This is a genomic window from Pseudomonas sp. NPDC089758 (assembly GCF_044748705.1).
Taxonomy (GTDB): Bacteria; Pseudomonadota; Gammaproteobacteria; order Pseudomonadales; family Pseudomonadaceae; genus Aquipseudomonas; species Aquipseudomonas putida_X.
This window is the reverse complement of sequence record NZ_JBIVGN010000017.1, coordinates 49,770-73,731: the sequence shown is the minus strand read 5'-3', so window position 1 is coordinate 73,731 and position 23,962 is coordinate 49,770. Positions and strand designations below refer to the sequence as shown.

Annotated in this window: 25 protein-coding genes; 15 read left to right on the top strand and 10 right to left on the bottom strand. The window is 60.3% G+C overall.

Annotated elements, in window-relative coordinates:
• Nucleotides 1-10 precede the first annotated feature (10 nt).
• Genes ACIPZH_RS21040 through ACIPZH_RS21030 form a run of 3 tightly spaced genes read left to right on the top strand, consistent with a single transcriptional unit; the run spans nucleotide 11 to nucleotide 1,788 of the window.
• Nucleotides 11-640, top strand: a complete 630-nt coding sequence (locus tag ACIPZH_RS21040) for an FMN-binding negative transcriptional regulator (protein ID WP_400637679.1) — start codon at nucleotides 11-13, stop codon at nucleotides 638-640.
• 12 nt (nucleotides 641-652) lie between these two features.
• Nucleotides 653-1,099 (top strand): GNAT family N-acetyltransferase, encoded by a 447-nt coding sequence (locus tag ACIPZH_RS21035; RefSeq protein WP_241806820.1) that lies wholly within the window; start codon nucleotides 653-655, stop codon nucleotides 1,097-1,099.
• A 14-nt stretch (nucleotides 1,100-1,113) separates the two neighbouring features.
• A complete protein-coding gene (locus ACIPZH_RS21030; protein ID WP_400637678.1) occupies nucleotides 1,114-1,788 on the top strand; it encodes a GNAT family N-acetyltransferase in 675 nt (224 codons plus the stop codon).
• Between the two features lie 3 nt (nucleotides 1,789-1,791).
• Here the strand turns inward: ACIPZH_RS21030 and ACIPZH_RS21025 are convergent, their stop codons facing one another.
• On the bottom strand, nucleotides 1,792-2,691 hold the full coding sequence (locus ACIPZH_RS21025) for a homocysteine S-methyltransferase family protein (protein ID WP_400637676.1): 900 nt from the start codon (nucleotides 2,689-2,691) through the stop codon (nucleotides 1,792-1,794).
• Nucleotides 2,692-2,796: 105 nt separating this feature from the next.
• Between ACIPZH_RS21025 and ACIPZH_RS21020 the strand changes: the two genes are divergently transcribed.
• Together ACIPZH_RS21020 and ACIPZH_RS21015 are read left to right on the top strand one after the other, a co-directional pair.
• Nucleotides 2,797-3,618 (top strand): ABC transporter substrate-binding protein, encoded by an 822-nt coding sequence (locus ACIPZH_RS21020; protein ID WP_400637675.1) that lies wholly within the window; start codon nucleotides 2,797-2,799, stop codon nucleotides 3,616-3,618.
• Nucleotides 3,615-4,436: an amino acid ABC transporter permease gene (locus ACIPZH_RS21015; RefSeq protein ID WP_400637674.1), complete on the top strand. Its 822-nt coding sequence runs from the start codon at nucleotides 3,615-3,617 to the stop codon at nucleotides 4,434-4,436. The genes ACIPZH_RS21020 and ACIPZH_RS21015 overlap by 4 nt, the downstream gene beginning before the upstream one ends.
• Before the next feature lie 136 nt (nucleotides 4,437-4,572).
• Here ACIPZH_RS21015 and oadA read toward each other — a convergent pair whose 3' ends face one another.
• Complete coding sequence (gene oadA / locus ACIPZH_RS21010; protein WP_241806826.1) at nucleotides 4,573-6,381, bottom strand: sodium-extruding oxaloacetate decarboxylase subunit alpha; 1,809 nt, start codon at nucleotides 6,379-6,381, stop codon at nucleotides 4,573-4,575.
• Nucleotides 6,382-6,479: 98 nt separating this feature from the next.
• Nucleotides 6,480-7,895: an acetyl-CoA carboxylase biotin carboxylase subunit gene (locus ACIPZH_RS21005; RefSeq protein ID WP_012316877.1), complete on the bottom strand. Its 1,416-nt coding sequence runs from the start codon at nucleotides 7,893-7,895 to the stop codon at nucleotides 6,480-6,482.
• Between the two features lie 205 nt (nucleotides 7,896-8,100).
• Here ACIPZH_RS21005 and ACIPZH_RS21000 point away from each other — a divergent pair, with 205 nt between their 5' ends.
• Nucleotides 8,101-9,048, top strand: a complete 948-nt coding sequence (locus tag ACIPZH_RS21000; RefSeq protein ID WP_400637705.1) for a LysR family transcriptional regulator — start codon at nucleotides 8,101-8,103, stop codon at nucleotides 9,046-9,048.
• Here ACIPZH_RS21000 and ACIPZH_RS20995 read toward each other — a convergent pair.
• A complete protein-coding gene (locus tag ACIPZH_RS20995) occupies nucleotides 8,990-9,208 on the bottom strand; it encodes a PA3496 family putative envelope integrity protein (protein ID WP_400637672.1) in 219 nt (72 codons plus the stop codon). The genes ACIPZH_RS21000 and ACIPZH_RS20995 overlap by 59 nt on opposite strands.
• A 200-nt stretch (nucleotides 9,209-9,408) precedes the next feature.
• On the opposite strand from ACIPZH_RS20995, the gene ACIPZH_RS20990 reads away from it, so the two are divergent.
• Nucleotides 9,409-9,744 carry a hypothetical protein gene (locus ACIPZH_RS20990; RefSeq protein ID WP_400637670.1) on the top strand — a complete coding sequence of 112 codons (336 nt, stop codon included), beginning with the start codon at nucleotides 9,409-9,411 and terminating at the stop codon, nucleotides 9,742-9,744.
• Between the two features lie 39 nt (nucleotides 9,745-9,783).
• Here the strand turns inward: ACIPZH_RS20990 and hexR are convergent, their stop codons facing one another.
• Nucleotides 9,784-10,650 (bottom strand): transcriptional regulator HexR, encoded by an 867-nt coding sequence (gene hexR / locus ACIPZH_RS20985; RefSeq protein WP_012316879.1) that lies wholly within the window; start codon nucleotides 10,648-10,650, stop codon nucleotides 9,784-9,786.
• A 103-nt stretch (nucleotides 10,651-10,753) separates the two neighbouring features.
• On the opposite strand from hexR, the gene zwf reads away from it, so the two are divergent.
• The 5 genes from zwf to ACIPZH_RS20960 all read left to right on the top strand — a co-directional run bounded on the left by zwf (nucleotide 10,754) and on the right by ACIPZH_RS20960 (nucleotide 16,477).
• Nucleotides 10,754-12,196: a glucose-6-phosphate dehydrogenase gene (gene zwf / locus ACIPZH_RS20980; protein ID WP_400623993.1), complete on the top strand. Its 1,443-nt coding sequence runs from the start codon at nucleotides 10,754-10,756 to the stop codon at nucleotides 12,194-12,196.
• A gap of 141 nt (nucleotides 12,197-12,337) precedes the next feature.
• Complete coding sequence (locus ACIPZH_RS20975) at nucleotides 12,338-12,655, top strand: hypothetical protein (protein ID WP_267819708.1); 318 nt, start codon at nucleotides 12,338-12,340, stop codon at nucleotides 12,653-12,655.
• A 135-nt stretch (nucleotides 12,656-12,790) separates the two neighbouring features.
• Nucleotides 12,791-14,980: a DNA helicase II gene (gene uvrD / locus ACIPZH_RS20970; protein WP_267819710.1), complete on the top strand. Its 2,190-nt coding sequence runs from the start codon at nucleotides 12,791-12,793 to the stop codon at nucleotides 14,978-14,980.
• Between the two features lie 120 nt (nucleotides 14,981-15,100).
• Nucleotides 15,101-15,955 (top strand): Tim44 domain-containing protein, encoded by an 855-nt coding sequence (locus tag ACIPZH_RS20965; protein WP_400637669.1) that lies wholly within the window; start codon nucleotides 15,101-15,103, stop codon nucleotides 15,953-15,955.
• 114 nt (nucleotides 15,956-16,069) lie between these two features.
• Nucleotides 16,070-16,477, top strand: coding sequence for an SMI1/KNR4 family protein (locus ACIPZH_RS20960; RefSeq protein ID WP_012316884.1), 408 nt, complete (start codon nucleotides 16,070-16,072; stop codon nucleotides 16,475-16,477).
• A gap of 87 nt (nucleotides 16,478-16,564) precedes the next feature.
• On the opposite strand, the gene ACIPZH_RS20955 is transcribed toward ACIPZH_RS20960, so the two are convergent.
• Nucleotides 16,565-18,325, bottom strand: a complete 1,761-nt coding sequence (locus ACIPZH_RS20955; RefSeq protein ID WP_349975552.1) for a cation:proton antiporter — start codon at nucleotides 18,323-18,325, stop codon at nucleotides 16,565-16,567.
• Between the two features lie 321 nt (nucleotides 18,326-18,646).
• On the opposite strand from ACIPZH_RS20955, the gene ACIPZH_RS20950 reads away from it, so the two are divergent.
• Nucleotides 18,647-19,132: an acyl-CoA thioesterase gene (locus ACIPZH_RS20950; RefSeq protein ID WP_241806836.1), complete on the top strand. Its 486-nt coding sequence runs from the start codon at nucleotides 18,647-18,649 to the stop codon at nucleotides 19,130-19,132.
• Here ACIPZH_RS20950 and pdxY read toward each other — a convergent pair.
• Nucleotides 19,129-20,001, bottom strand: a complete 873-nt coding sequence (gene pdxY / locus ACIPZH_RS20945) for a pyridoxal kinase PdxY (RefSeq protein ID WP_400637667.1) — start codon at nucleotides 19,999-20,001, stop codon at nucleotides 19,129-19,131. The two genes, ACIPZH_RS20950 and pdxY, sit on opposite strands and share 4 nt — an antisense overlap.
• Before the next feature lie 120 nt (nucleotides 20,002-20,121).
• On the opposite strand from pdxY, the gene ACIPZH_RS20940 reads away from it, so the two are divergent.
• A complete protein-coding gene (locus tag ACIPZH_RS20940) occupies nucleotides 20,122-20,514 on the top strand; it encodes a DUF3301 domain-containing protein (protein ID WP_241806838.1) in 393 nt (130 codons plus the stop codon).
• Here the strand turns inward: ACIPZH_RS20940 and ACIPZH_RS20935 are convergent, their stop codons facing one another.
• Genes ACIPZH_RS20935 through zigA form a run of 3 tightly spaced genes read right to left on the bottom strand, consistent with a single transcriptional unit; the run spans nucleotide 20,515 to nucleotide 23,357 of the window.
• Nucleotides 20,515-21,486 carry a CobW family GTP-binding protein gene (locus tag ACIPZH_RS20935; protein WP_400637665.1) on the bottom strand — a complete coding sequence of 324 codons (972 nt, stop codon included), beginning with the start codon at nucleotides 21,484-21,486 and terminating at the stop codon, nucleotides 20,515-20,517. It lies immediately after the preceding gene.
• A 39-nt stretch (nucleotides 21,487-21,525) separates the two neighbouring features.
• Nucleotides 21,526-22,152 carry a DUF1826 domain-containing protein gene (locus tag ACIPZH_RS20930; protein ID WP_400637663.1) on the bottom strand — a complete coding sequence of 209 codons (627 nt, stop codon included), beginning with the start codon at nucleotides 22,150-22,152 and terminating at the stop codon, nucleotides 21,526-21,528.
• Entirely contained in the window at nucleotides 22,149-23,357 is a 1,209-nt protein-coding gene (zigA, locus tag ACIPZH_RS20925; RefSeq protein ID WP_267819724.1) for a zinc metallochaperone GTPase ZigA, read from the bottom strand. Before zigA ends, ACIPZH_RS20930 begins: the two co-directional genes overlap by 4 nt.
• A 111-nt stretch (nucleotides 23,358-23,468) precedes the next feature.
• On the opposite strand from zigA, the gene ACIPZH_RS20920 reads away from it, so the two are divergent.
• Nucleotides 23,469-23,849, top strand: coding sequence for a glutamine synthetase (locus ACIPZH_RS20920; RefSeq protein ID WP_349975555.1), 381 nt, complete (start codon nucleotides 23,469-23,471; stop codon nucleotides 23,847-23,849).
• Nucleotides 23,850-23,962 lie beyond the last annotated feature (113 nt).

Genomic DNA, 23,962 nt, shown 5'->3' with positions numbered 1-23,962 from the left:
GGATCGGCCCATGTACAACAGCAAACCGCACCAGGAACACAACCTTGAGTGCCTGCATCAACAGATGCGCGAAACCCGCCTGGCCCTGCTCGTCACCCACGGCGAACCCGGCCTGCTGGCCAGTCACATACCCGTGTTGATCGATGCCAGCGAAGGTGAGTTGGGCACCGTTTACGGCCATCTGGCCCGTGCCAACCCTCAGTGGCAGGCCTTGGAGCAAGGTGTAGAAGCCTTGTTGGTATTCACCGGCCCAGACGCTTATGTCAGCCCCAGCTACTACCCGAGCAAGCTCGACAACCCCAAGGTGGTACCCACCTGGAACTACCTGGCGGTGCATGCCTACGGCGCCGCTGAGGTGGTGCAAGGCGGCCCCGGCCTGCTGGATATCGTCAGCCGCCTGACCGACCTGCACGAACAAGGGCGCAGCGCCCCATGGAAAGTCACCGATGCACCCAGCGATTACATCGAAGGCATGCTGCGCGCCATCGTCGGCTTCCGTCTGCCCATCGCACGGCTGCAGGGTGCACGCAAACTCAGCCAGAACCGCTCGACGCAGGACATGGAAGGTGTGCGCCAAGGCCTGGCCAGCAGTACCGACCCGCTCAACAATCAACTGGCAGCGCAGATGCGTACGCCCTGAAGGAACATCCCCATGCCGAACATCATCCTGCGCCCCGTCAGCGCCAACGACCATGCTGCATGGCTGCACCTGTGGCAGGCCTACCTGCGCTTTTATCAAACCGAACTGGCCGATGAAGTCAGCGCCGTGACATGGCAACGCATCCTCGACCCACAGGAGCCGACCCACTCGGCACTGGCCTGGCTCGATGGCAAGGCGGTAGGCATGGTCAACTGGATCTATCATCGAACCAACTGGAGCATTGGTAACGCCTGCTACCTGCAGGACCTGTACGTTGACAGCGAGCAGCGCGGCCTGGGCGTTGGTCGCCAACTGATCGAACGGGTCAACGCCAGTGCCAAAGCGGCCGGCTGCTGCAAGGTGCACTGGCTGACGCATGAAACCAACACGACCGCCATCGGCTTGTACGAGCAGGTCGCAGAGCGACCCGGCTTCATCCAATTTCGCCAAACGTTGTGAGACGGGAGCAACGCATGAGTCAACCAAGTAACTGGCAACCTGCAGCCCTGCCCCAGGCCGAGTCGCTTGAAGGGCGTTTCATCCGTCTGGAGAAGCTCGACCCGGCGCGGCATGCCGACGATCTCTGGGAAGTGCTGCAAGGTCCGCACTGCGATCCCGCACTGTGGGACTACCTGCCCTATGGCCCGTTCGCCGAGCGTGGTCCGTTCGATCAATGGCTTGCAGACAATGCTGCCAGCCGCGATCCGCTTTTTTACAGCGTCATCGACCGCAGCAGCGGCCAGGTACAAGGCATGCTCAGCCTGATGTCGATCGTGCCTGCCCATGGCCGCATCGAGATCGGGCATATCGCCTTCGGTGCAGCCATGCAACGCTCCCCCAAAGGCACCGAGGCGGTATACCTGCTGGGCAAGCTAGGGTTTGAACTGGGTAATCGCCGGCTGGAATGGAAGTGCAACAACGCCAATGCCCGCTCCAAGCGCGCAGCAGAGCGCTTTGGCTTCACCTACGAGGGTGTGTTCCGCAATCACATGGTGATCAAGGGCCAGAACCGCGACACGGCCTGGTACTCGATTATCGATGAGGAGTGGCCTGCCGTGGCGGCGGCTTTCGAGCGCTGGCTGAGTGCCGACAACCAGCGCCCCGAAGGTCAGTCGAAAACGCTGGAAGCCTGTCGCGAGCAGGGCTGAAGTTCAGCTCAGGTTACGCTTGAGCTCAGCGATGTGCTCTGGGCCGATGCCACAGCATCCGCCAAGCAGGCTGGCACCACGCTGGCGCCAGTCCTGGGCCCAGCTCAGGTAACCCGGCGGGTCGAGGTCTTCGCGCAACTCATCCAGGCCATCGTTGGCGGTGGCGTCCTTGGGTTGCGGCGGGAACGCGTTGGCATAGGCGCCGATGGCGATGTCCACACCCTGGCGCTCGAACACTTCGCGTGCAGCGTCGATGGCAGCACCGATCACTTCCGGCTGGCTGCAGTTGAACAGCATGGCTTTGACGCCCAGCGTTACCACCGCTTCGGCAGCTGCGCTCACAGTTTCACCAGAGCGCAGCATCGGTACGTCGCCGACCTCTTCATCCTGCAAGGTGAACGACACCCACAGCGGCTTGCCGTCTGCAGGCAGCTGGGCGGCAATTGCCTGCACTTCTGCGATCGCACTCTGGGTCTCGGCCAGCCACAGATCCACATACGGTGCCAAGCCCACCACCAATGGGAGCAGGACCTCGGCCACACGCTGCGGCTCGAACAGGTCAGGGCGGTAGGAGCCGAACAGCGGTGGCAATGAACCAGCGACTCGCACTGGCCGTGGGCTGGCATCCGCCGCCGTACGCGCCAGCTGACCAGCGGTGGCGGCCAGGGCGAAGCCTTCATCGGCGAAGCGGTCTTCACCAATGTGGAATGGCACCACTGCATAACTGTTGCTGGTGATCACCCCGGCACCGGCTTCGATATAAGCGGCATGCACCGCCACTACGGCGTCCGGCGCTTCGCTCAGTGCAAGTGCCGACCACTCCGGCTGGCGGAACGGCGCGCCTCGGCGCTGCAGCTCCCGACCCATACCGCCATCAAGAATTTCCAACGTCCAGTCGCCCATATAACTTCCGCTTATATTGATATGAATAATATTCACTGGTGGCTTTAAGCTTATAACTATTAAATATCGAAATCTGTTTTTTTAACAACTTTTTCAGGTGTCTTCATGCGTTTGCCCTCCTTGCTTTGCGCAGGCCTTCTGGCCCTCAGCGCCACCTCTGCAGCCTTTGCCGGTGCCACACTGGACCGCGTCGAGTCGCGCAAGGAAGTCGTCAACGTATTGATGGAGAGCTACCCACCGTTCTCCTTCCTCAATGACCAGAACCAGCTCGATGGTTTTGACGTCGATGTCGCCAAGGCGGTCGCGGCCAAGCTCGGCGTAAAGCTGCGGCTGGAAACGCCCTCCTGGGATGTCATTGCTGCGGGCCGCTGGAGTGGTCGCTACGACCTGTGCATCTGTTCGATGACGCCGAGCAAAGCCCGCGCCCAGGTGTTCGATTTCCCGGTCGAGTACTACGCTTCGCCTGCGGTGATCGTGGTCAATGCCAAGGATGAGCGGATTCACTCGGCCAAGGACCTCAACGGCCTCAAGGTCGGCCTGACCAGTGCCTCTAGCTACGAGAGCTACCTGAACAAGAACCTGGTGATCGAAGGCGCGGAAGACAAGAAAATCGAGTACCCCTTCGATTTTGTCCAGATTGCCCCCTATGACACCGACAACGTCGCCTTCCAGGACCTCGGCCTGGGAGCAGGCGTGCGCCTGGATGCGATCCTGACCAACCTGGTGACCGCGCAACCACGCCTGAATCAGGACAAGCGCTTCAAACTGGCAGGCGAGCCGCTGTACGAAGAGCCCAACGCGGTCGCCATCGAGAAAGGCGACCCGGAGTGGGACGCCAAGCTGCGCCAGGTGTTCGCCGAGCTGAAGGCCGATGGCACGCTGGCCAAGCTGTCGCAGAAGTGGATCGGCGCCGACATCAGTAAATGAGCGCCCATCAACCTGCCCCCAAACCCGTCGCCGCCTCGACGGGTTCAAGCCTTTTCGGCTTTCGCACCCGTCTGTACCTGACGTGGCTGGTGTTGCTGCTGCTGTTCGTGGGCTTCTTTCTCAGTTTTGATCTGAATTTCTCGATCATCGTCGAGAAATTCCCCAACCTGGCGGGCTTCAAGCTAGGGCCCAACGGGTTCCTCCAGGGCGCTGCGCTGACCCTGTTCCTGTGCTTGTGCTCCATGGTGATATCGGTGCTGCTGGGCTTTGCCGCCGCCCTGGCGCGGTTGTCAAACAGCGCGCTACTGTTCGGCGTGGCCAGCTTCTACACCTCGTTCTTCCGCGGCACGCCACTGCTGATCCAGATCCTGTTGATCTACCTCGGCTTGCCCCAAGTGGGCCTGGTGCCAGGTGCAATCGCAGCGGGCATCATCGCCCTGTCGCTCAACTATGGTGCTTACCTGAGCGAAATCTTCCGGGCCGGCATCATTGGCGTTGCCGTGGGCCAGCGCCAGGCAGCGCTCGCCCTGGGCATGCGCCCGGTGGCGATCTTCTGGCACATCACCCTGCCGCAGGCCATGCGCACCATCATCCCGCCGACCGCCAACCAGTTCATCTCGATGCTCAAGGACTCGTCGCTGATTTCGGTGATGGGTGTTTGGGAAGTGATGTTCCTGGCCCAGTCGTATGGCCGCTCAAGCTATCGCTACCTGGAGATGCTGACGACAGCTGCGGTGATCTACTGGGTGTTGTCGATCCTGCTCGAACTGGCCCAGGCCAGGCTGGAGCGGCATTTTGGCAAGGGCTATCAGCGCTAGGCCCAGCTGCGCCGAGTGATGCGTGAGCTGGCCTTCAGATCGAGCGCCGCGCGCTTCGCCAAGGGCCTGACAGCCACGCAAAAAAAGGGGAGCATCCGCTCCCCAGAGGTTAACCGCTTGTAGATGAGGGCTTATGTCAGCCCTCGATCTCGATCAGGATCTCGCCCGGCGTCACGCGATCGCCCTTGGCCACATGGATGGCTACGACCTTGCCGGCGATGGCCGCCTGCACTTCGGTTTCCATCTTCATCGCTTCGGTGATCAGCACCGCCTGGCCGGCCTTGACGGTGTCGCCTTCCTTGACCAGCACATCGACGATGTTGCCCGGCATGGTCGTGCTGACGTGGCCTGGCGCGCTGGCCTGCTTGCGCTTGCTGCTGCCGCCGCCGACAAATTCGTTGAGGGGCTCGAACACCACTTCTTCCGGCATGCCGTCGATCGACAGGTAGAAGTGGCGTTTGCCTTCTGCCTTGACGCCAACGCCAGTGATGTCGACGCGGTAGGTTTCACCGTGCACGTCGATGACGAACTCGGTCGGCACGCCTTCACCACCCGGGGCGGCGACTGCACCGGCTTCCGGGATCGGCAGCAGCGCTTCGGGCGTCAGGGTGCCGGCTTCACGCTCCTCGAGGAACTTACGGCCGATATCCGGGAACATGGCGAAGGTAAGCACATCTTCCTCGCTGCGCGCCAAGGCGCCGATATCGGCACGCAGTTTGGTCATTTCCGGCTTGAGAAGATCGGCCGGGCGCACATCGATCACGTCTTCGCTGCCGATCGCCTGGCGGCGCAGTTGCTCGTTGACCACACCCGGCGCTTTGCCATAACCGCCCTGCAGGTACAGCTTCACTTCGTTGGTGATGGTCTTGTAGCGTTCGCCGGCCAGTACGTTGAAGAACGCCTGGGTACCGACGATCTGCGAGGTCGGGGTCACCAGCGGTGGGAAGCCCAGGTCTTCCCGCACCCGTGGGATTTCGGCCAGCACTTCGTTCATGCGGTTGAGTGCGCCCTGCTCCTTGAGCTGGTTGGCAAGGTTGGAAATCATCCCGCCTGGCACCTGGTTGACCTGCACGCGGGTGTCCACCGCAGTGAACTCGCTTTCGAACTGGTGGTACTTCTTGCGCACGGCATAGAAGTACAGGCCGATTTCCTGCAGCAGTTCCAGGTCCAGACCGGTATCGAACTCGCTGCCCTTGAGCGCGGCGACCATCGATTCGGTACCCGGGTGGCTGGTGCCCCAGGCGAAGCTCGAAATGGCGGTGTCGATATGGTCTGCACCGTTTTCCACAGCCTTGAGCTGGCACATGGCGGCCAGGCCTGCAGTATCGTGGGAATGGATGAACACCGGCAGCGACTGCTCGGCCTTCAGCGCCTTGACCAGCTCGCCGGTGGCATACGGGGTCAGAAGGCCAGCCATGTCCTTGATCGCTACCGAGTCGCAACCCATGGCTTCCATCTGCTTGGCCTGGTTCACGAAGGCTTCGATGGTGTGCACGGGGCTGGTGGTGTAAGCGATGGTACCTTGGGCGTGCTTACCAGCAGCCTTGACCGCCTCGATGGCCACGCGCAGGTTGCGCACGTCGTTCATGGCATCGAAGATGCGGAACACATCGATACCGTTGACCGCCGCTTTGGCGACGAACGCCTTGACCACGTCATCGCTGTAGTGGCGGTAGCCCAGCAGGTTCTGCCCGCGCAGCAGCATCTGCAAGCGGGTGTTGGGCAGCGCATTGCGCAGTTTGCGCAGGCGCTCCCACGGGTCTTCCTTGAGGAAACGCACGCAGGCATCGAACGTGGCGCCGCCCCAGACTTCCAGCGACCAGTAGCCGACCTTGTCGAGCTTGTCGCAGATCGGCAGCATGTCTTCGGTACGCATGCGGGTAGCCAGCAGGGACTGGTGGGCGTCACGCAGGATTGTGTCGGTAACAAAGATCTTCTTGGACATTCTTATCTCCTCATGGCGGCAAGCTTCAAGCTACAGGCCGCAAGATGAAGCCGATTCGCTTCAACTTGCAGCGGGTCGCTCACAGCTTGCAGCTGCATTCATAGGCCTGCGTGGGCGGCGATGGCGGCGGCGATGGCCAGGGCCAGCTCTTCGGGTTTGCGCTTGATCGAGTAGTTGGTCAGTTCAGGGTGGCTTTCGACGAAGCTGGTGTTGAACTGGCCGCTACGGAATTCCGGATTGCGCAGGATTTCCTGGTAGTACGCGGCGGTGGTCTTCACCCCTTGCACGCGCATGTCGTCAAGGGCCCGCAGACCGCGATCCATGGCTTCTTCCCAGGTCAACGCCCATACCACCAGTTTCAGGCACATGGAGTCATAGAACGGTGGGATGGTGTAACCGGTGTAGATCGCTGTATCGGTGCGCACACCCGGGCCGCCTGGGGCGTAGTAGCGGGTGATCTTGCCGAAGCTGGGCAGAAAATTGTTCTTCGGATCTTCAGCGTTGATGCGGAACTGCAACGCGTAGCCGCGGTGCTGAATGTCTTCCTGCTTGACCGACAGCGGCAGGCCCGAGGCGATACGGATCTGCTCGCGAACCACATCGATACCGGTAATTTCTTCGGTAATGGTGTGCTCGACCTGCACGCGAGTGTTCATTTCCATGAAGTACACCTCGCCATCGGCGAGCAGGAACTCCACAGTACCGGCGTTCTCGTAGTTCACAGCCTTGGCTGCACGGACCGCCAGGTCACCGATGTAGGCACGTTGTTCGGGCGTGAGTTGAGGGCTTGGGGCAATTTCGATGAGCTTCTGGTTGCGGCGCTGGATCGAGCAATCACGCTCGAACAGGTGCACCACATTGCCGAAGCTGTCGCCCAGGATCTGCGCCTCGATGTGCTTGGGGTTGACGATGCACTTTTCCAGGAACACTTCCGCAGAACCAAAGGCCTTGGTAGCTTCGGAGATGACGCGGGGGAAGTTCTGCTCCAGCTCTTCACGGCTATTGCAACGGCGAATGCCCCGACCGCCACCGCCGGAGGTGGCCTTGAGCATCACCGGGTAACCGATACGCTCGCCTTCGCTCAGCGCTTCGTGTATGTCGGCAACGTTGCCTTCGGTGCCTGGGGTCACGGGCACGCCGGCCTGAATCATGGTGCGGCGCGCTTCTGTCTTGTCGCCCATCCGGCGAATGACTTCAGCGGCAGGGCCGATGAACTTGATACCGCGCTCGGCGCAGATCTCTGCCAGCTCCGCGTTTTCCGACAGGAAACCGTAGCCCGGGTGCAGGGCATCACAGCCGGTTTCCACAGCGAGGTTCACCAGCTTGCGCGGGTTCAGGTAGCCCGCCAGCGGCTCGGCACCAATGCTGTAGGCCTCGTCAGCGCGCTTGACGTGCAAAGCGTGACGGTCGGCGTCGGAATAGATCGCGACAGAGCGAATGCCCATCTCGGCGCAGGCACGCACGATGCGAACTGCGATTTCACCCCGGTTGGCGATCAGGATTTTTTTTATCACTGGAGTCTTCCCAAAGCCGTAGGAACAATCGAGCCGGTTCTACCGGTCGGCGCGTGACCAAGTGTCGTTGGCCAGTCGCATATTCACCCTAGCGCTGTAGGTCGATAAACAAAAATCAATATTTGTTAGGGACTGTATTAGCAAAAGCTTATAGTTAGGTAACAAGGTTTTACCGGAGCCCATAATAAAAATGCGTAAGTCCTTGATGCGTATGACATTACGTCAGCTACAGGTCTTCAATGAGGTGTGCGATTTGCGCTCGTACAGCCGCGCCGCCGAAGAAATGGCGCTGACGCAACCCGCCGTTAGTCTGCAAATTCGTCAGCTGGAAGAGCTGGTGGGCCAGCCGCTGTTCGAATACGTCGGCAAGAAGCTTTACCTGACCGAAGCCGCCGAGGCGCTGCAGCGCGCCAGTCGGGATATTTTCGGGCGCCTGGAAAGCCTCGACATGCAGCTTTCGGACATGCAGGGCTCACTGCAAGGGCAACTGAAACTGGCGATCGAATCCAGTGCCAAATACTTCGTTCCTCACCTGTTCGCCGCCTTCAAGCAACGTCACCCTGAGGTCAACCTGACCCTTACCGTCGTCAACCGCGCCCAAGCGATCCGGCGCCTTTCCGATAACCGTGACGACCTGATCATCATGTCTATGGTGCCGCAGGACATGGGCCTGGAGTTTCTGCCGTTTCTCAACAACCCGATCATCGCCGTGGCGCCGCCGGACCATGCGTTGTGCAAACTCGAGCACTTGCGCCTGCAGGACCTGGAGCCTCATACCCTGCTGGTCCGTGAACAGGGCTCAGGCACCCGCAAAGCCTGTGAAGAGTACTTCAAGGACAAGCGTGTGCACTTCACCCAGACGCTGGAGGTCGCCTCTGCCGATGCCCAGCGCGAATGCGTCATCGCCGGCCTAGGCATTGCCTTGCTGACCCGCCATGCCGTGAACATGGAACTGGCCATGGGCGTGCTGAAAGAGTTGCCGGTGGAGGAACTGCCGCTGTACCGCAGCTGGTGTGTGGTGCAGGCAAAGGCCAAGCGGCAGTCACCGGTAGCCTTGGCCTTTTTGGCATTCATCCGCAGCGAACGTGCGCTGATCAGCGCGCTTGTTGAGCGCTTTTCGGGGAACTTGCAGCTGAAGCCTGCCACACTGTAAGTACTTCCAACTCGGGGTAATCCGCCAAGTCGCGGAGAAGTTGTCGTTGGTCGCAATAGCTTTCGATCGCGCGGCGGTACTCCATGCGGCGCTGATCCTTTTCCTGCTGTTTACGGGCTTTGGCGTTAGGTTGGTACGAGCCATCGAAGTCACGAGCCATGTCTGTCTCCCTGATCGAGTGCGGGGAGCTTCAGACTGACGTCGTTTTTTTACTGTTTAGCGCAGAAAGCGTGACCAACGTGTGAACTTTTTACTGATACTCGGCACTTCCAGTGACTTGGCAAGCATTTCCAAATGCTTATCAAACAATCGTATTGAAATACTGAAGTTGCACAAAAGGTGCAACAACAGGAGAAACAAATGAACGACAACATCTCTTTTGAAGCCTTCCATGAAACTAACGCAGACGAGGCCAGCGTTCTATACATCGCGGGAGCGATTTCAGTGCTCAATGCCGCAGATTACCCGGTGATGGTGCCTCGAACAGCCCATAGTGAAGCCGATGTGCTGGAAGTGGACCTCATGATGGAAACCAGGGAATACCCGCAAAATACCAAGGGCTTGAGGAAACTCCTCAAATTGACGAAGGTGCCAGGGTATACCGGTGAACAAATTGCTGTGCAGCTTTACCTGCACAACGTGCTGGTCGCCACTGCCACCATTCGTCCTGGCATAGTCGCAACTATCGATAACTGACGATTAACCGCAATCGATACAAATGTCGGGGAAGAAGGCTCAGTCATCCATCGCCTTGATCGACTTGGGCGACAAGCGCAGGCTTCGCAAGCTGCGCTTCACGCTCTTGAGGTGGTTGACCAGGCTCGGGCCGCGGGCCATTGCTACACCCATGGCCAGCACGTCGATCACCACCAGGTGGGCGATACGAGAAGTCAGCGGGGTATAGATTTCCGTGTCTTCGTGCACATCGATCGCCAGGTTGACGGTCGAAAGCTCGGCCAGCGGGGTCTGGCTGGGGCACAGGGTGATCAGGTTGGCGCCGCTCTCACGCACGAGGTTGGCGGTGATCAAAAGGTCTTTGGAACGCCCGGACTGGGAAATGCACACCGCCACGTCACCCGGCTTGAGAGTCACCGCCGACATGGCCTGCATGTGCGGGTCGGAGTAGGCGGCGGCACTGAGCAACAGGCGGAAAAACTTGTGCTGCGCGTCGGCAGCAACCGCGCCGGATGCACCAAAACCATAGAACTCCACACGTTGCGCCTGCGCCATGGCACTCACTGCCTGCTGCAACGCGTGCGGGTCGAGGTGCTCTCGCACTTCCATCAGGGTGTGCAAGGTCGTGTCGAAAATCTTCAGGCTGTAATCGGCAACCGAGTCGTCCTCATGGATGGCGAACTGCCCGAAGCTGGCGCCGGCAGCCAGGCTCTGCGCCAGCTTGAGCTTGAGGTCCTGAAAACCTGAACAGCCGATCGCCCGGCAAAACCGCACGATGGTCGGCTCGCTGATACCCACGCTGTGTGCAAGGTCCGCCATCGAACTGTGCATGACGGCGGCCGGGTCCAGCAGCACGTGGTCGGCCACTTTCAGTTCCGATTTGCGCAGCAGGTGGCGCGATTGGGCGATATGTTGCAACAGATTCACGGGCTGGACTCGGTTATGATCGGCTGGCCGGGATGTAGCTTTCTTGTAGTTATACTACATGGACGCCAACCCGCCCAGTTAAACGAACGTGGAGAGTGGTGGTTTGACTATTCCTTGCGACATTCTGGTATTCGGTGGCACTGGCGATCTGGCCCTGCACAAACTGCTACCGGCGCTCTATCACCTGTATCGCGAGGCACGTCTGAACATTGCCGTGCGCATCATTGCCCTGGCCCGTCGCAACCTGTCGCGCAACGACTATTTGAAGCTCGCCGAACGCCATTGCCGGGCGCAGATCGCCCGGAGTGAGTTCGACGAAGAGGTGTGGCAACGCTTTTGCGCACGCCTTGACTACTTTCCCATGGACGCCGCGCAAAGCGCCGACTTCGGACGCCTGGCCCGCTACCTCGGCGAGCCCGGCGGGCTGACCCGCATCTATTACCTGGCCACAGCGCCCAATCTGTTCGTGCCGATTGCCAACCACCTGCGGGTGGCGGGGCTGGCCGACCACGAGGCACGCATCGTGCTGGAGAAGCCGATCGGCCATTCGCTTGAGTCAGCCACCGCCATCAACGAAGCGATCGGCGCGGTGTTCGAGGAATCGCAGGTGTTTCGCATCGATCACTACCTGGGCAAGGAGACCGTGCAGAATCTCATGGCCCTGCGGTTCGCCAACGCGTTGCTGGAGCCGGTATGGCGCAACGGTCAGGTCGATCATGTGCAGATCAGTGTGTGTGAAACCCTCGGTGTAGAAAACAGAGGCGGCTACTACGACCGGGCCGGTGCCACCCGCGACATGCTGCAGAACCACCTGTTGCAGCTGCTGTGCCTGGTAGCCATGGAGCCGCCCGCGCAGTTCGAGGCCGAGGCGGTCCGCGACGAGAAGGTCAAGATTCTGCGCGCTCTCAAGCCGATCAGCGGCCAGGACGTTCAGGACAAGACCGTGCGCGGTCAGTACGGTGCCGGGCACATCGGCGGCCAGGAGGTGCCCGCCTACTACTTCGAGAAGGACGTGGACAATGACAGCGACACTGAAACATTCGTCGCCGTCCACGCCCACATCGACAATTGGCGCTGGGCTGGCGTGCCTTTCTATCTGCGCACCGGTAAACGCATGGCACGGCGCTCGTCGCAGATCGTCATTCAGTTCAAGCCCGTGCCGCATGAGCTGTTCAGCGGTGGCCAGGTCAACCAGCTACTGATCCAGTTGCAGCCAGACGAGCGCATCAGCCTGCGCATGATGACCAAGAGCCCGGGCAAGGGCATGCGCCTGGAGCCGGTCGACCTCGACCTGAACCTGGCGCAGGTGTTCGGCCAGACCCGTCGCTGGGAGGCCTACGAGCGCTTGCTGCTGGATGTACTCGAGGGGGACTCTACCCTGTTCATGCGGCGCGACGAAGTTGAAGCGGCATGGGCCTGGATAGACCCGATCATCCAGGGTTGGGAGGATCATTTTCAAGCACCCCGCCACTATGCTGCAGGTAGCACAGGCCCGGATCAAGCCAACAGCCTGCTGGCACACCAGGGCAGAACCTGGCACAGCTGAAGCCATTGCCGATTTCACCCAAGCATGAAGGTGGCGGCAAATGTTGGCACAGAAGAACGCCGTCCCCGTTCAAATGCTCCCTTGTAGTGGAGAAAGTTGCATTGCGCCATTGGGCGCAAACTCAACTGACAAGGATCCATCATGAGCAAAATCGAAAACCTGCAAGCGTACAACATTGAAGCGCCAGGCCAACCAGCCTGCTTTGAAGTGCGGGGAACGGTGACCGTTGGCCACCCGGGTATTGTGCCTGTGCTGATAGAACCCAGGGTACGTCACCGAGGTGGCTGGGAAGTGCTTGAGCTGCATCTGGTGGACAACGGGGAGATCAACCTGCAGGTCCTTACCGAGAAACCAGTATTTTTCCGGCGCGAACGTGCGAGCTCGTGGACAAGGCTGGAAATCATCAAGGACGACGGTCCGCAAATGTTCGAGATCGGGCACCGTGTAGTCAACGACTGAGCCTGACAATGCCAGACCGCTGCGAGCGGTTTGGCATTGTGCTGTAGCCAGAACCCGATGAGCGACAGCCCTCGAAGGTGAATATTTATACAGTAGGCGTTTGCCCCGTAACCGGCCTGCCCCTAGAATGGCCGGATGCACACAGATGACCTCTCCCTCCTGCTGAACTCCCTCAACGATGCCCAACGCCAGGCCGTCGCGGCCTCGCTCGGGCGTCAGCTGGTGCTTGCTGGCGCCGGTTCCGGTAAAACCCGCGTGCTGGTGCATCGCATCGCCTGGCTGATCCAGGTCGAGCAGGCCTCACCGCACTCGATCCTGTCGGTGACCTTCACCAACAAGGCCGCCGCTGAAATGCGCCAGCGCATCGAGCAATTGCTGGGCATCAACCCGGCCGGCATGTGGGTGGGGACCTTCCACGGCCTGGCGCACCGCTTGTTGCGCGCCCATTGGCAGGAAGCGCGCCTGGTACAAAACTTCCAGATCCTCGACAGTGACGACCAGCAGCGCTTGGTCAAGCGGGTGATCCGCGAGCTGGGTCTGGACGAGCAGCGCTGGCCCGCGCGCCAGGCACAGTGGTTCATCAACGGGCAGAAGGACGAAGGCCTGCGGCCGCAGCATATCCAGGCCGGCGGCGATCTGTTCCTGGGGACCATGCGTAGCATCTATGAAGCCTACGAACAGGCCTGCGAACGCGCCGGGGTGATCGACTTCTCCGAACTGCTGCTGCGTGCCTTGGACTTGTGGCGCGACCACCCGAGCCTGCTCGAACACTACCAGCGGCGCTTCCGCCACCTGCTGGTGGACGAGTTCCAGGACACCAACGCCGTGCAGTACGCCTGGCTACGACTGCTGGCTGGCAAGGACGGCGGCAGCTTGATGGCGGTGGGCGACGACGACCAGTCGATTTACGGCTGGCGCGGCGCCAAGATTGAAAACATCCACCAGTACACGGCTGACTTCCCTGACGCCGAGATGATCCGCCTGGAGCAGAACTACCGCTCCACAGGGGGCATTCTCAAAGCTGCCAACGCGCTGATCGCAAACAACAGCGGCCGCTTGGGCAAAGAGCTGTGGACCGACCTGGGCGAGGGAGAGCCTCTGACCCTCTATGCGGCTTACAACGAGCATGACGAAGCGCGCTACGTGGTCGAGACCATCGAGAGCCTGATCAAGCAAGGCCATTCGCGTAGCGAGATCGCCATCCTGTATCGCTCCAACGCCCAGTCGCGGGTGCTGGAAGAAGCCCTGTTGCGCGAGCGCATCCCCTACCGCATCTACGGTGGCCAGCGCTTCTTCGAGCGCGCCGAGATCAAGAACGCCATGGCATACCTGCGCTTGATAGAAGGCCGTGGCAACGACGCCGCCCTCGAAAGGGTAATCAATGTGCCACCGCGTGGCATCGGCGAGAAAACTGTCGAGGCCATTCGTGAACATGCTCGCCACAGTCAACTGTCGATGTGGGGAGCCATGTGCCAACTGCTCGCCGCCAAGGCCCTCAAAGGCCGGGCGGCCAGTGCGCTGGGCGCGTTCATCGAGCTGATTGAAAGCCTGGCTGGAAAAGTCGCGGACATGCCCCTGCATACCATGACGCAGACAGTCGTCGAGCAGTCCGGTCTGATCATCTACCACCAGGAAGAAAAGGGTGAAAAGGGCCAGGCACGGGTAGAAAACCTTGAGGAGCTGGTAAGCGCCGCTCGCAACTTCGAAGCCACTGACGATGACGCCGACCTTTCGCCTCTGTCGGCCTTCCTCGGTCATGCTTCGCTTGAAGCCGGCGAGGCCCAGGCTGACGAGCACGAAGACAGCATTCAGCTGATGACATTGCACAGCGCCAAAGGCCTGGAGTTCCCCTACGTGTTCCTGGTGGGCATGGAAGAAGGCCTGTTCCCGCACAAGATGAGCCTGGAAGAGCCAGGCCGCCTGGAAGAAGAACGCCGCCTGGCGTACGTGGGCATTACCCGTGCCATGCGCCAGCTCTTCATGACCTATGCCGAAACGCGTCGGCTGTATGGCAGTGAGACCTACAACAAAGTGTCACGATTCGTCCGGGAGATTCCACCAGGCCTGGTTCAGGAAGTGCGTCTTTCGAACAGCGTCAGCCGCCCGTTCGGCGGTGCCAAGAGCACCAGCGCCAGCAGCATGTTCGCCAATGCCAACATTCCACAGACCGCTTTCAATCTAGGCCAGCGGGTACAGCATTCGGTATTCGGTGAAGGCGTTATCCTCAACTTCGAGGGTTCCGGCGCACAGGCCCGTGTGCAGGTGAACTTTGCCGAGGGCAGCAAGTGGCTGATGCTCGGCTATGCCAAGCTCGAAGCTATCTGAGGCCTTCAGGGCGCGCTGAAATATTTAGGCAAAAGCTGGAAACATTATGTCGCTGGTCATGTGCACAGGAACCTGTGCAACATGACGCGCGTGCAATCCACAACAGGGGAAATCCCATTTATGCAACGTTTTCTTAGCATCGCACTGGCGCTTTGCGTCGGCCTGACGCTGAGCCTGGACGCCAACGCCAAGCGCTTCGGCGGCGGCAAGAGCTCGGGCTCCGCGCCAATCCACCAGACCCGCCAGGCTACGCCAACCACGCCTGCCGCCGCACCGACCGCTCCTGGCCGTGCCCCGGCCGCCGCCAGCGGTGCTTCGCGCTGGCTGGGCCCATTGGCCGGCCTCGCCGCCGGTGGCCTGCTGGCCTCCATGTTCATGGGTGACGGCTTCGAGGGCCTGCAGATCATGGACTTCCTGATCGTCGCCCTGATCGCGTTCCTGGTGTTCCGCTTCATCGCCGCACGGCGCCGCCAGCAGCAGCCGCAAATGGCCGCTCCGGGCCATGCGCCGTTCCAGCGTGAAGCCCATGGCCAGCCTGCCCAGCCGTCGATCTTCGGTGGCTCGGCTGCACCTGCAGCGCCAGCCGCACCGGCCATCAATGGCCCGGCCTGGTTCAACGAGCAGAGCTTCCTGGCTGCAGCCCGTAGCCACTTCCAGGCGCTGCAGCAGCACTGGGATGCCAACGAGATGGACAAGATCGCCGAGTTCGTCACGCCGCAGATGCTGGAGTTCCTCAAGCGTGAGCGTGCTGACCTGGGTGATGGTTTCCAGGCGACCTACATCGATAACCTCGATGTGCAACTGGACGGTGTCGACGATCGCGCCGACCGTACCGACGCCACCCTGACCTTCCGTGGCGTGTCGAAGACCTCGCGCTTCGACCAGGGCGAACCGTTCAGCGAAAGCTGGCACATGGTTCGTGCCCAGGGCGAGAACCAGCCTTGGCTGGTCGCCGGTATCCGCCAAAACGGTTAACCGTCGCACGTTGCACAAAAAACCCCGGGCTAGCCCCGGGGTTTTTGCTTTTGCCAGACCGCCCTACTAGGGTATAACGCGCAGCGATGACATCAAGGTTGGAGGAAATGAACCGTGGAAGAAGTGATCGAACAACTCCGTGAAGCCAATGAACCGGTGCCGGTACCTTTGGAGCTTCCCGACGAGGACCAACTGGTCGAGATCGAGGAACAACTGTTCATCAACATTCCGTTCGTGTTCAAAGAGTTCCTCTTGACCGTCAGTGACGTGGTGTACGGCTCTCTGGAGCCGGTGACCGTCACCGATCCCCAGTCCCATACCTACCTGCCCGATGTGGCGGCCAATGCCTGGGACGCCGGCGTACCGCGGGACCTGATCCCGCTATGCCAGGACGGTGACAACTTCTACTGCGTCGAGGAAGACGGCACGGTAGTGCTGTGGGATGGCGACGAGGAAGGGGTTGGCGAAGACAGCTGGGAATCGGTCTGGCACTGGGCACGGGACGTCTGGCTGGAAAGCTGATCAGTCACACAGTCGCCAGGCTTCGTGGCCTGGCGACATCATTACCGCTCCTTTGCGCAGGTTGCCGCAATCCCGCGCACAGAGCCCTCAGTGCGTATTTTCCCGGCTGTTTTCCAGCGTCTCCAGCAAGGCGATCTGCATCCGCGAATGCACACGGATGAACCATCGCCACAGCACCGCCACTACCATCGCGGCCACCACGGCGATGATCAGCAGTAATTCACTGGTCGGCAGGATGCTTGCCGACAACGCCGACAGCAGCAGGAAGATGACCAGCAGTGACAGCAGCGGGATCACTTCGGCCACTACACGGCGAACGCGCTGGGTGTGGCGCCCTGCCATTTCCGGCTTGACGCCCATCTCCGCCAACAACATCGACAACGCCTTGAGCTTGCGATAGGCAGCGATAAGGAAGGGCAGCGACAACAACAGCGCGGCCCCCCAGATTAGCGCCTTTTGCTGGCTGACATCACTGACCCACTCATTGAGCCAGGCACCGATGCGTACGGCGAAATACCCGCCGCTGAAGAAAATCGCGATCACCAGTGCCAGGTTCACACCAACCTGCAGCAGGATGCGCCGGATCATCGCAGCCAGCATCGCGCTCTCACCTTGCGGCTGGATACTGCGCAGCCACTCGCCATACAGTGAAAGCACGCGTGACAGCCGGCTGGGCATGACGTTGCCAAGCTTCAGCGACAACGGGTCGGCCGCGCGGATCAGATACGGTGTAAGCAGCGTGGTGATGGCCGAAACCGCCACCGCAACCGGATAAAGGAAGTCGCTGGTAACTTGCAGCGTCATACCCAAGGCCGCAATGATGAAAGAGAACTCGCCGATCTGGGATAGCCCCATGCCCACCCGCAGCGAGGTACGGCCATCGTTGCCGGCAATGAACGCACCCATACCGCAAGAAAGCATCTTGCCCAGCACCACGGCAACGGTGATGACCATGATCGGCCAGGCATAGTCGAGCAGCACGTTCGGGTCGATCATCAGGCCGATGGCGACGAAGAAAATGGCGCTGAACAAATCACGCACCGGCTCTATCAGCCGTTCGATCTTCAGCAACTGGCGGGATTCGGCCATGATCGCACCGATCAGGAACGCCCCCAGCACCATGCTGTACTCGAGTTTGACCACCAGCAGGCAGAAGCCGAAACACAGGCCCAGCACGGTGATCAGAAGCATCTCGTTGCTCTCGAATTTCGCAACGTAGGCCAGTAATCGCGGCACCAGCAAAATGCCGATGACCAGCGCCACGATCATGAACAGCGAAAGCTTGCCGACGGTGGAAAAGACTTCCCCGGAACTGACCGTACCGCTGACCGCAATGCCAGACAGCAGGGCGATGATGCCGATGCCGAGAATATCCTCGACGATCAGCACGCCAAAGATGAGTTGGGCGAAACGCTCGTTTTTCATCTTCAGGTCATTGAGTGCCTTGACGATGATGGTGGTCGAGGAAATCGCCAGGATCGCGCCGAGGAACAGCGAATCCATGGTGCTCCACCCAAACCAGCGGCCGATCTCGAAACCGATCCAGATCATCAGGACGATTTCCAGGAACGCTGCAATGAACGCCGTGGCCCCCACCTTGAACAGCTTGCGCAGGCTGAACTCAAGGCCCAGGCAGAACATCAGGAAGATAACGCCCAGTTCGGCGAGGGTCTTGATGGTGTCTTCATCGTGAATCAGGCCGAACGGCGGGGTGTGTGGGCCGATGATGAAACCGGCGACGATGTAGCCCAGCACCACTGGCTGTTTGAAGCGATGAAAGAGAATCGTCACTACCCCGGCGACCAGCATGATCACTGCCAGATCCTGGATGAAGCTGATGGCATGCATGGCGCGATACTCCTTTTCGATGCCCGGGCAAACCGCCCCTCTGCCAAGGCATACCCGAGCGAGCGGCAAGTACACGCTGTATTGAATGCAGCAATGCCCATGTTGCATGGGCGTACTCAGGTTAACATCGCACCCCGCCGCATATTGCTGATGCAATATGTAGAAACAGATCGGCCGGTCAACGGCCGCTGATGGCATGATCGGCGTGACGACGGAGCGTCAGTCAACGTCCCGTATCAGGAAGGCAAACTTCAAGAGGGGAAACAGAAAGTGTCAGCAGATACCCGCCCCGATTCAGCGCAACCTCACCGTGAGCACACTATGGAACCTGGAAACGCCCAGCTGAGCATGACCGTACTGATGACCCCGGACATGGCCAACTTTTCGGGCAACGTACATGGCGGCACCTTGCTCAAGTATCTCGATGAAGTGGCCTACGCCTGCGCTAGCCGCTATGCCGGCAGCTATGTGGTAACCCTGTCGGTCGATCAGGTGATTTTCCGCGAGCCGGTGCACGTGGGCGAGCTCGTCACGTTCCTGGCATCGGTGAACTACACCGGCACTACCTCCATGGAGGTGGGCATCAAGGTCGTCACCGAGAACATTCGCGAACGCTCGGTGCGTCATTCCAACAGCTGTTTTTTCACCATGGTCGCGGTCGACGACAACCGCCGCCCGGTCCCGGTCCCTGCGCGTCAGCCGCAGTCCAGTGAAGAAAAGCGCCGCTTCCTCCAGGGCCAGCAACGCCGGCAGATCCGTCAGGAACTGGAAAAGCGTTACCAGGATTTGAAGACCGACGCCCTTTAAAGCGCCAGGCGTTGCGCCTCGAAGCGCACACGCGGGTGAGCGATGCGGTCCTGGGCCCGCACCAGCTGCAGTTCGTAACTGGCGCAGGCCTGGGTTTCCAGCAGCACCTCATGCACAGCTGCCGCTGTGTACTCAAAGGCTTGTACCCAGCTGTCGCCCAACAGCACTCGGGCCAGGAACAGCCCTGAGGTCAAGTCCCCCACCCCGACCGGCTGGCGAGGGAAAGCCAGCAGCGGGCGGCGCAGGTGCCAGCTGTGATCACGGGTGACCAACAACATTTCGAACGTGTCTGGGCAACGCCCCGGGTAGGCCAGGTGCTTGACCAGCACAGCCTGCGGGCCGCGCTCAAGAAGGCCGCGTGCCATGTGCACGCAATCTTCCAGGCTTTGCGCGCGCCGGCCACAAAAACTGTCCAGCTCCAGCTGGTTGGGGCACAGAATGTCAGCCTGGGCAACCGCATCGTCCAGCAGGAACTCGCTCACCTCCTGTGGCACGATGCACCCTTTCTCCGAATGCCCCATGACCGGGTCGCACAGATACAGCGCCTTTGGGTTGACGGCCTTGATCCGCTCGACACCCGCCAGTATCGCCCGCCCCTGCTCGGCGCTACCCAGATAGCCCGAGAGGACGGCATCGCAATGCCCCAGTTCACCGATGTTGGAAATGCCTTCCACCAACGCAGGAATTTGCGCTGGAGCAAGCACTTCGCCCGCCCACTGGCCATACTGAGTGTGGTTGGAGAACTGCACGGTATTGAGCGGCCAGACATTGACCCCGATACGCTGCATTGGAAACACCGCGGCGCTGTTGCCGGCGTGGCCGAACATCACGTGGGACTGAATGGCGAGCAGGTGCGGGGTACGTTTCATGCGGGCGTTTTCCAAAGCTGTTTCAGGGATTGTGCGTCGCGCAGTATGAACTCGATTGCCACCTGTACGACAGACCAGGGACGCAGTTAAGCTGGATCGACCTGTTTGGAGCATACGTAAATGTTGACCCTGGAGAATCTCTTCGTCCTGATGCTGGTGGCCACGGCAGGCGCTTGGTTATGGCACAACCACGGGCTACGCGAGAAAGCCTTGGAACGGGTCAAACAGCATTGTGCAAAGCTGGATCTGGAGCTGCTCGACGACGCCGTCGCGCTCAAGCGCATTGCATTTTTGCGCGATGCCAAGGGCAGAAAGCGCCTGGCCCGCGTGTATGCCTTCGAGTTCACAGTCACCGGCGAACAGCGCCACCCAGGCACGGTGACTCAGTTTGGCGCTCATAGCGTGCAGATCGAACTGGCGCCCTACCCGTTCGAGATCAATACGCCGCCACGGGCCGACAACGTGATCGAAATGAAGCAATGGCGCCAGGAACATAATCGCTGGCACAACTGATCATCTCAGCCGACAGCCCTCCAGCGCGGCCTGCAGCGCTGGCAGGTCTTGGGGCTGGTCGAAAATCAGTTCGATGCGCGTATCCTTGCGCCACTCACTCGGCTGCCAAGCCGGCAGGTTGCCGTCAAGGCCGTTGAAAGACTGCCAACCCTCCGGGCTGTGGATAACACCCTTGGCCCGGCGCCATGAATAAGCGTCGAGCATGCCACGCAAGGCTTGTGGATCGAATTGCTGGCTGGGGTGCCAACGCCAGCCGACACTCCAGCCACCTTCGCCTTGCTGTGCATGACAGATGGGTTGACGAGGGTCTACCCACAGGGTGCCGAGGGCCGGCTGGCGATTATCCACAATGGCCTTATCCACAGAACTCTCGCCCACTGCATCTATGGAGGAACGAGGAAGGCTCGATACAGCTAACAAGCCCTGCTCTGTCCAAACGCCCTGTTTCGCTGATATTTCCTTACTTATCAACAACCTGCGATTTTCATTCACAGCCGCGCTCTTGTTGAAAACCACCAGGCCGACAGCTTGCAGAGCCTGCAATTGAGCATCGGGTAACGGCTCACCTCGCGCCAGCGCTTGAGCATCCAAGACCATCACCATTGGCTGCAGCGCCAGAACCCCAACCCAAGGTGCCTGATTCAATTGGGTCATCAGCTGCAGGGGGTGACCAAGCCCAGAGGGTTCAATGAACAACCGGTCGGGTTGGGCCTTGCGCAATAGACGCCCCAGCCCGACCTGGAACGGTGTGCCATTGACGCAGCACAGGCACCCACCCGCCACTTCGGCAATGGCAACACCATCTTCATCACAGCTGAGCAGCGCTGCATCCAGGCCGACTTGGCCAAACTCGTTGACCAGCACCGCCCAACGCTCGTCGGCAGGGCGCTGAGCCATCAGCTGGCGGATGAGGCTGGTCTTGCCTGCACCCAAGGGGCCAGCGATGACGTGAGTAGGAATATTCTGCAGCATGCGCTTACTTCAGGTCGGAATTCACCCCACTATGCCCCGTCACGCCAACCAGTCAAGGCTGAGCAACAAGCGCGTGCCAGGGCCAGCGGGCGAGCGATGGATCAGGCCTGCTCCTTCGTTGCCTGACCATTTTTCGCCCTTCAGCAGCGCGACATCACCCGCTTGCAACCGCTGGATGTTATCCACAGGTGCCGGTGCGAGCTGCAACCCCGCTCGTTCGATGGCACCTTCGGGCAGCCATTCGCTGCCGCAGCCCACATAGGTCGTGAGCAGGCGCACAGGCACGTTATCCACATGGAAGCGCGGGCACATCGCATTGTGCAGCACCCGCAGGCGCAGACCGACGCGCCGGGCACCCACCAGACATGTATATGCCGAAACCAGCCAGCACACATCCGCAACGAAACTCTCATAGCCCTGCAGATCGGCCGCTTCCCGCAACAAATCTGGTAGCACTGGCGGCTCATGCTCATTCACATCGACGACCCGCTGGTCCGCGAACGGTTGGCCGAGGCTGACTACCAATGCCGCGAAGTCTTCAACCTGGGCAGGCAAGCGTCGCTGCCAGACTGCCAGGTTGACACCGTCTTGCAGAATGTCGGTGAGCACCCGAGGCGATTCACCATGGACTTGGCGGATATCCACACGCTGAGCCGCGGGCGTCATGCTGCCTCCTCGGCGTGCCAGGGCCCGAAGGGATCCGGCAAGTCCCGCCAGGCCGCCTGGCCCATTTCCATTTCATCATCGGTCAACAAACAGGCATCCAGGTCTGTGGATAACTGGACGAAGTCGATGTTCTGCCCAATGAACACCAGTTCCTGGCGGCAGTCGCCACTCTCAGGCACCCAGTGTTTGAGAATTTCTGCAGAGCTCTGTTCGTCCTGCGGCCAATGTTCTTTCGGCACGAATCGCCACCACCGGCCGGCCAACCCATAGCGCATCATGCCGCCAGCCTGCGACCAGCTGCCGGCCTCCTGAAACCTGCTGGCCAGCCAGAAAAAGCCTTTGGAGCGCAGTAGCCGGCCATTGGTCCATTGCTTGTGGATGAAATCAAAAAAGCGTTGCGGGTGCAGCGGCCTGCGAGCTTGCCAGGTGGTAGCGGCAATGCCGTATTCCTCGGTTTCTGGCACATGCTCACCGCGCAATTCCTGAAGCCATCCAGGTGCCTGCGCAGCCTGTTCGAAATCGAAAAGGCCGGTATCCAGGATCTGTGCCAGCGGCACTTGGCCCATGACCATCGGCAAAATCTTCGCTCGGGCATTGAGGCTGCGCAAAATCGCGATGAGCTCCTCGCGCTCATGCTGGCTGATCAGGTCGATCTTGCTCAGCAGCAGCACATCCGCGAACTCCACCTGTTCGATCAACAGGTCGCTGATGGAACGCTCATCGTCATCGCCCAAGGTTTCACCACGGCTGGCCAGGCTATCGGCGGCCTGGTAATCGCGCAGGAAGTTCAAGCCGTCGACAACCGTCACCATGGTGTCCAACCGTGCCATGTCGCTAAGGCTACGGCCCTGCTCATCGCGGAAGGTGAACGTCTCTGCAACGGGCAGCGGCTCGGAGATGCCCGTCGACTCGATCAGCAGATAATCGAACCGGCCTTCATCCGCCAACCGTGCGACTTCCTCCAACAGGTCCTCGCGCAGGGTGCAGCAGATGCAGCCGTTGCTCATCTCAACCAGCTTTTCTTCCGCCCGGTTTAGGCTGACATTACGCTGGACCTCACTGGCATCAATGTTGATTTCGCTCATGTCATTGACGATGACGGCGACACGCAGGTTGTCGCGATTACGCAGCACATGGTTGAGCAAGGTGCTTTTACCGGCACCCAAAAAGCCGGAAAGTACAGTGACAGGAAGTCGATTGGTCATGGCGGATCCTCTACAGGCGGACGCATTCGAAACGATGCATTGCACAACGTTATAAAGTAACAATACAATTTCGCCAAGCCGTTCTCGTCGGACGGTTACCCGGGAAGGAAAATGAACCTGTCACCCGCAGTACTGTTATTGCTGCTCGCTGCGCCAACACCGTTGCTTGCGATACCTCAGCAGAACGCGCAGGCGTCATGCACGAGGAGCGCGACGCTGGTGGCCTGTAAAGACGCCACTGGCAGTTACTACAGCGTGCGTACCGAGGGCAGCCACATCTACCTACGCGGCTTCGATAGTGCGACGCACCGCGTATGGGCGCAAACCAACAGCCGCTATGGAGCGCTGACATTCTTCACCGGCCTGGCCAGCGATGGTGAAGCCTGGGTTGGCTATAGCCGCCGAGTTGGTTGGACCTCCCTGACCCGCGTTTCCAGCTCCAACGGCGAACGTTTCAGTCTGCGTTGCAGCCTGGTCGGTGGCTGCCAGTGATCGTTCGTTTGCCTGACATTGACGCTGATCTAGCCCGACGCTAGCGATTTCCGCGCAGATACACATCGCGCCAATGGCCTGGGTGGGCATCATCGGTCTCTTATAGAGAAGGC

Bases quoted from the DNA above. Each gene is read 5' to 3' on its own strand.
- uvrD (WP_267819710.1), top strand. From the start codon at position 12,791: ATGCACACAGATGACCTCTCCCTCCTGCTGAACTCCCTCAACGATGCC.
- ACIPZH_RS21015 (WP_400637674.1), top strand. From the start codon at position 3,615: ATGAGCGCCCATCAACCTGCCCCCAAACCCGTCGCCGCCTCGACGGGT.
- ACIPZH_RS20995 (WP_400637672.1), bottom strand. From the start codon at position 9,208: ATGGCTCGTGACTTCGATGGCTCGTACCAACCTAACGCCAAAGCCCGT.
- ACIPZH_RS21020 (WP_400637675.1), top strand. From the start codon at position 2,797: ATGCGTTTGCCCTCCTTGCTTTGCGCAGGCCTTCTGGCCCTCAGCGCC.
- zigA (WP_267819724.1), bottom strand. From the start codon at position 23,357: ATGACCAATCGACTTCCTGTCACTGTACTTTCCGGCTTTTTGGGTGCC.
- ACIPZH_RS21000 (WP_400637705.1), top strand. From the start codon at position 8,101: ATGCGTATGACATTACGTCAGCTACAGGTCTTCAATGAGGTGTGCGAT.
- ACIPZH_RS20975 (WP_267819708.1), top strand. From the start codon at position 12,338: ATGAGCAAAATCGAAAACCTGCAAGCGTACAACATTGAAGCGCCAGGC.
- pdxY (WP_400637667.1), bottom strand. From the start codon at position 20,001: ATGAAACGTACCCCGCACCTGCTCGCCATTCAGTCCCACGTGATGTTC.
- ACIPZH_RS20990 (WP_400637670.1), top strand. From the start codon at position 9,409: ATGAACGACAACATCTCTTTTGAAGCCTTCCATGAAACTAACGCAGAC.
- oadA (WP_241806826.1), bottom strand. From the start codon at position 6,381: ATGTCCAAGAAGATCTTTGTTACCGACACAATCCTGCGTGACGCCCAC.
- ACIPZH_RS20965 (WP_400637669.1), top strand. From the start codon at position 15,101: ATGCAACGTTTTCTTAGCATCGCACTGGCGCTTTGCGTCGGCCTGACG.
- ACIPZH_RS20930 (WP_400637663.1), bottom strand. From the start codon at position 22,152: ATGACGCCCGCGGCTCAGCGTGTGGATATCCGCCAAGTCCATGGTGAA.
- ACIPZH_RS21025 (WP_400637676.1), bottom strand. From the start codon at position 2,691: ATGGGCGACTGGACGTTGGAAATTCTTGATGGCGGTATGGGTCGGGAG.
- ACIPZH_RS20920 (WP_349975555.1), top strand. From the start codon at position 23,469: ATGAACCTGTCACCCGCAGTACTGTTATTGCTGCTCGCTGCGCCAACA.
- ACIPZH_RS20935 (WP_400637665.1), bottom strand. From the start codon at position 21,486: ATGCTGCAGAATATTCCTACTCACGTCATCGCTGGCCCCTTGGGTGCA.
- ACIPZH_RS21040 (WP_400637679.1), top strand. From the start codon at position 11: ATGTACAACAGCAAACCGCACCAGGAACACAACCTTGAGTGCCTGCAT.
- ACIPZH_RS20940 (WP_241806838.1), top strand. From the start codon at position 20,122: ATGTTGACCCTGGAGAATCTCTTCGTCCTGATGCTGGTGGCCACGGCA.
- ACIPZH_RS21035 (WP_241806820.1), top strand. From the start codon at position 653: ATGCCGAACATCATCCTGCGCCCCGTCAGCGCCAACGACCATGCTGCA.
- ACIPZH_RS20955 (WP_349975552.1), bottom strand. From the start codon at position 18,325: ATGCATGCCATCAGCTTCATCCAGGATCTGGCAGTGATCATGCTGGTC.
- ACIPZH_RS21030 (WP_400637678.1), top strand. From the start codon at position 1,114: ATGAGTCAACCAAGTAACTGGCAACCTGCAGCCCTGCCCCAGGCCGAG.
- ACIPZH_RS20950 (WP_241806836.1), top strand. From the start codon at position 18,647: ATGGAACCTGGAAACGCCCAGCTGAGCATGACCGTACTGATGACCCCG.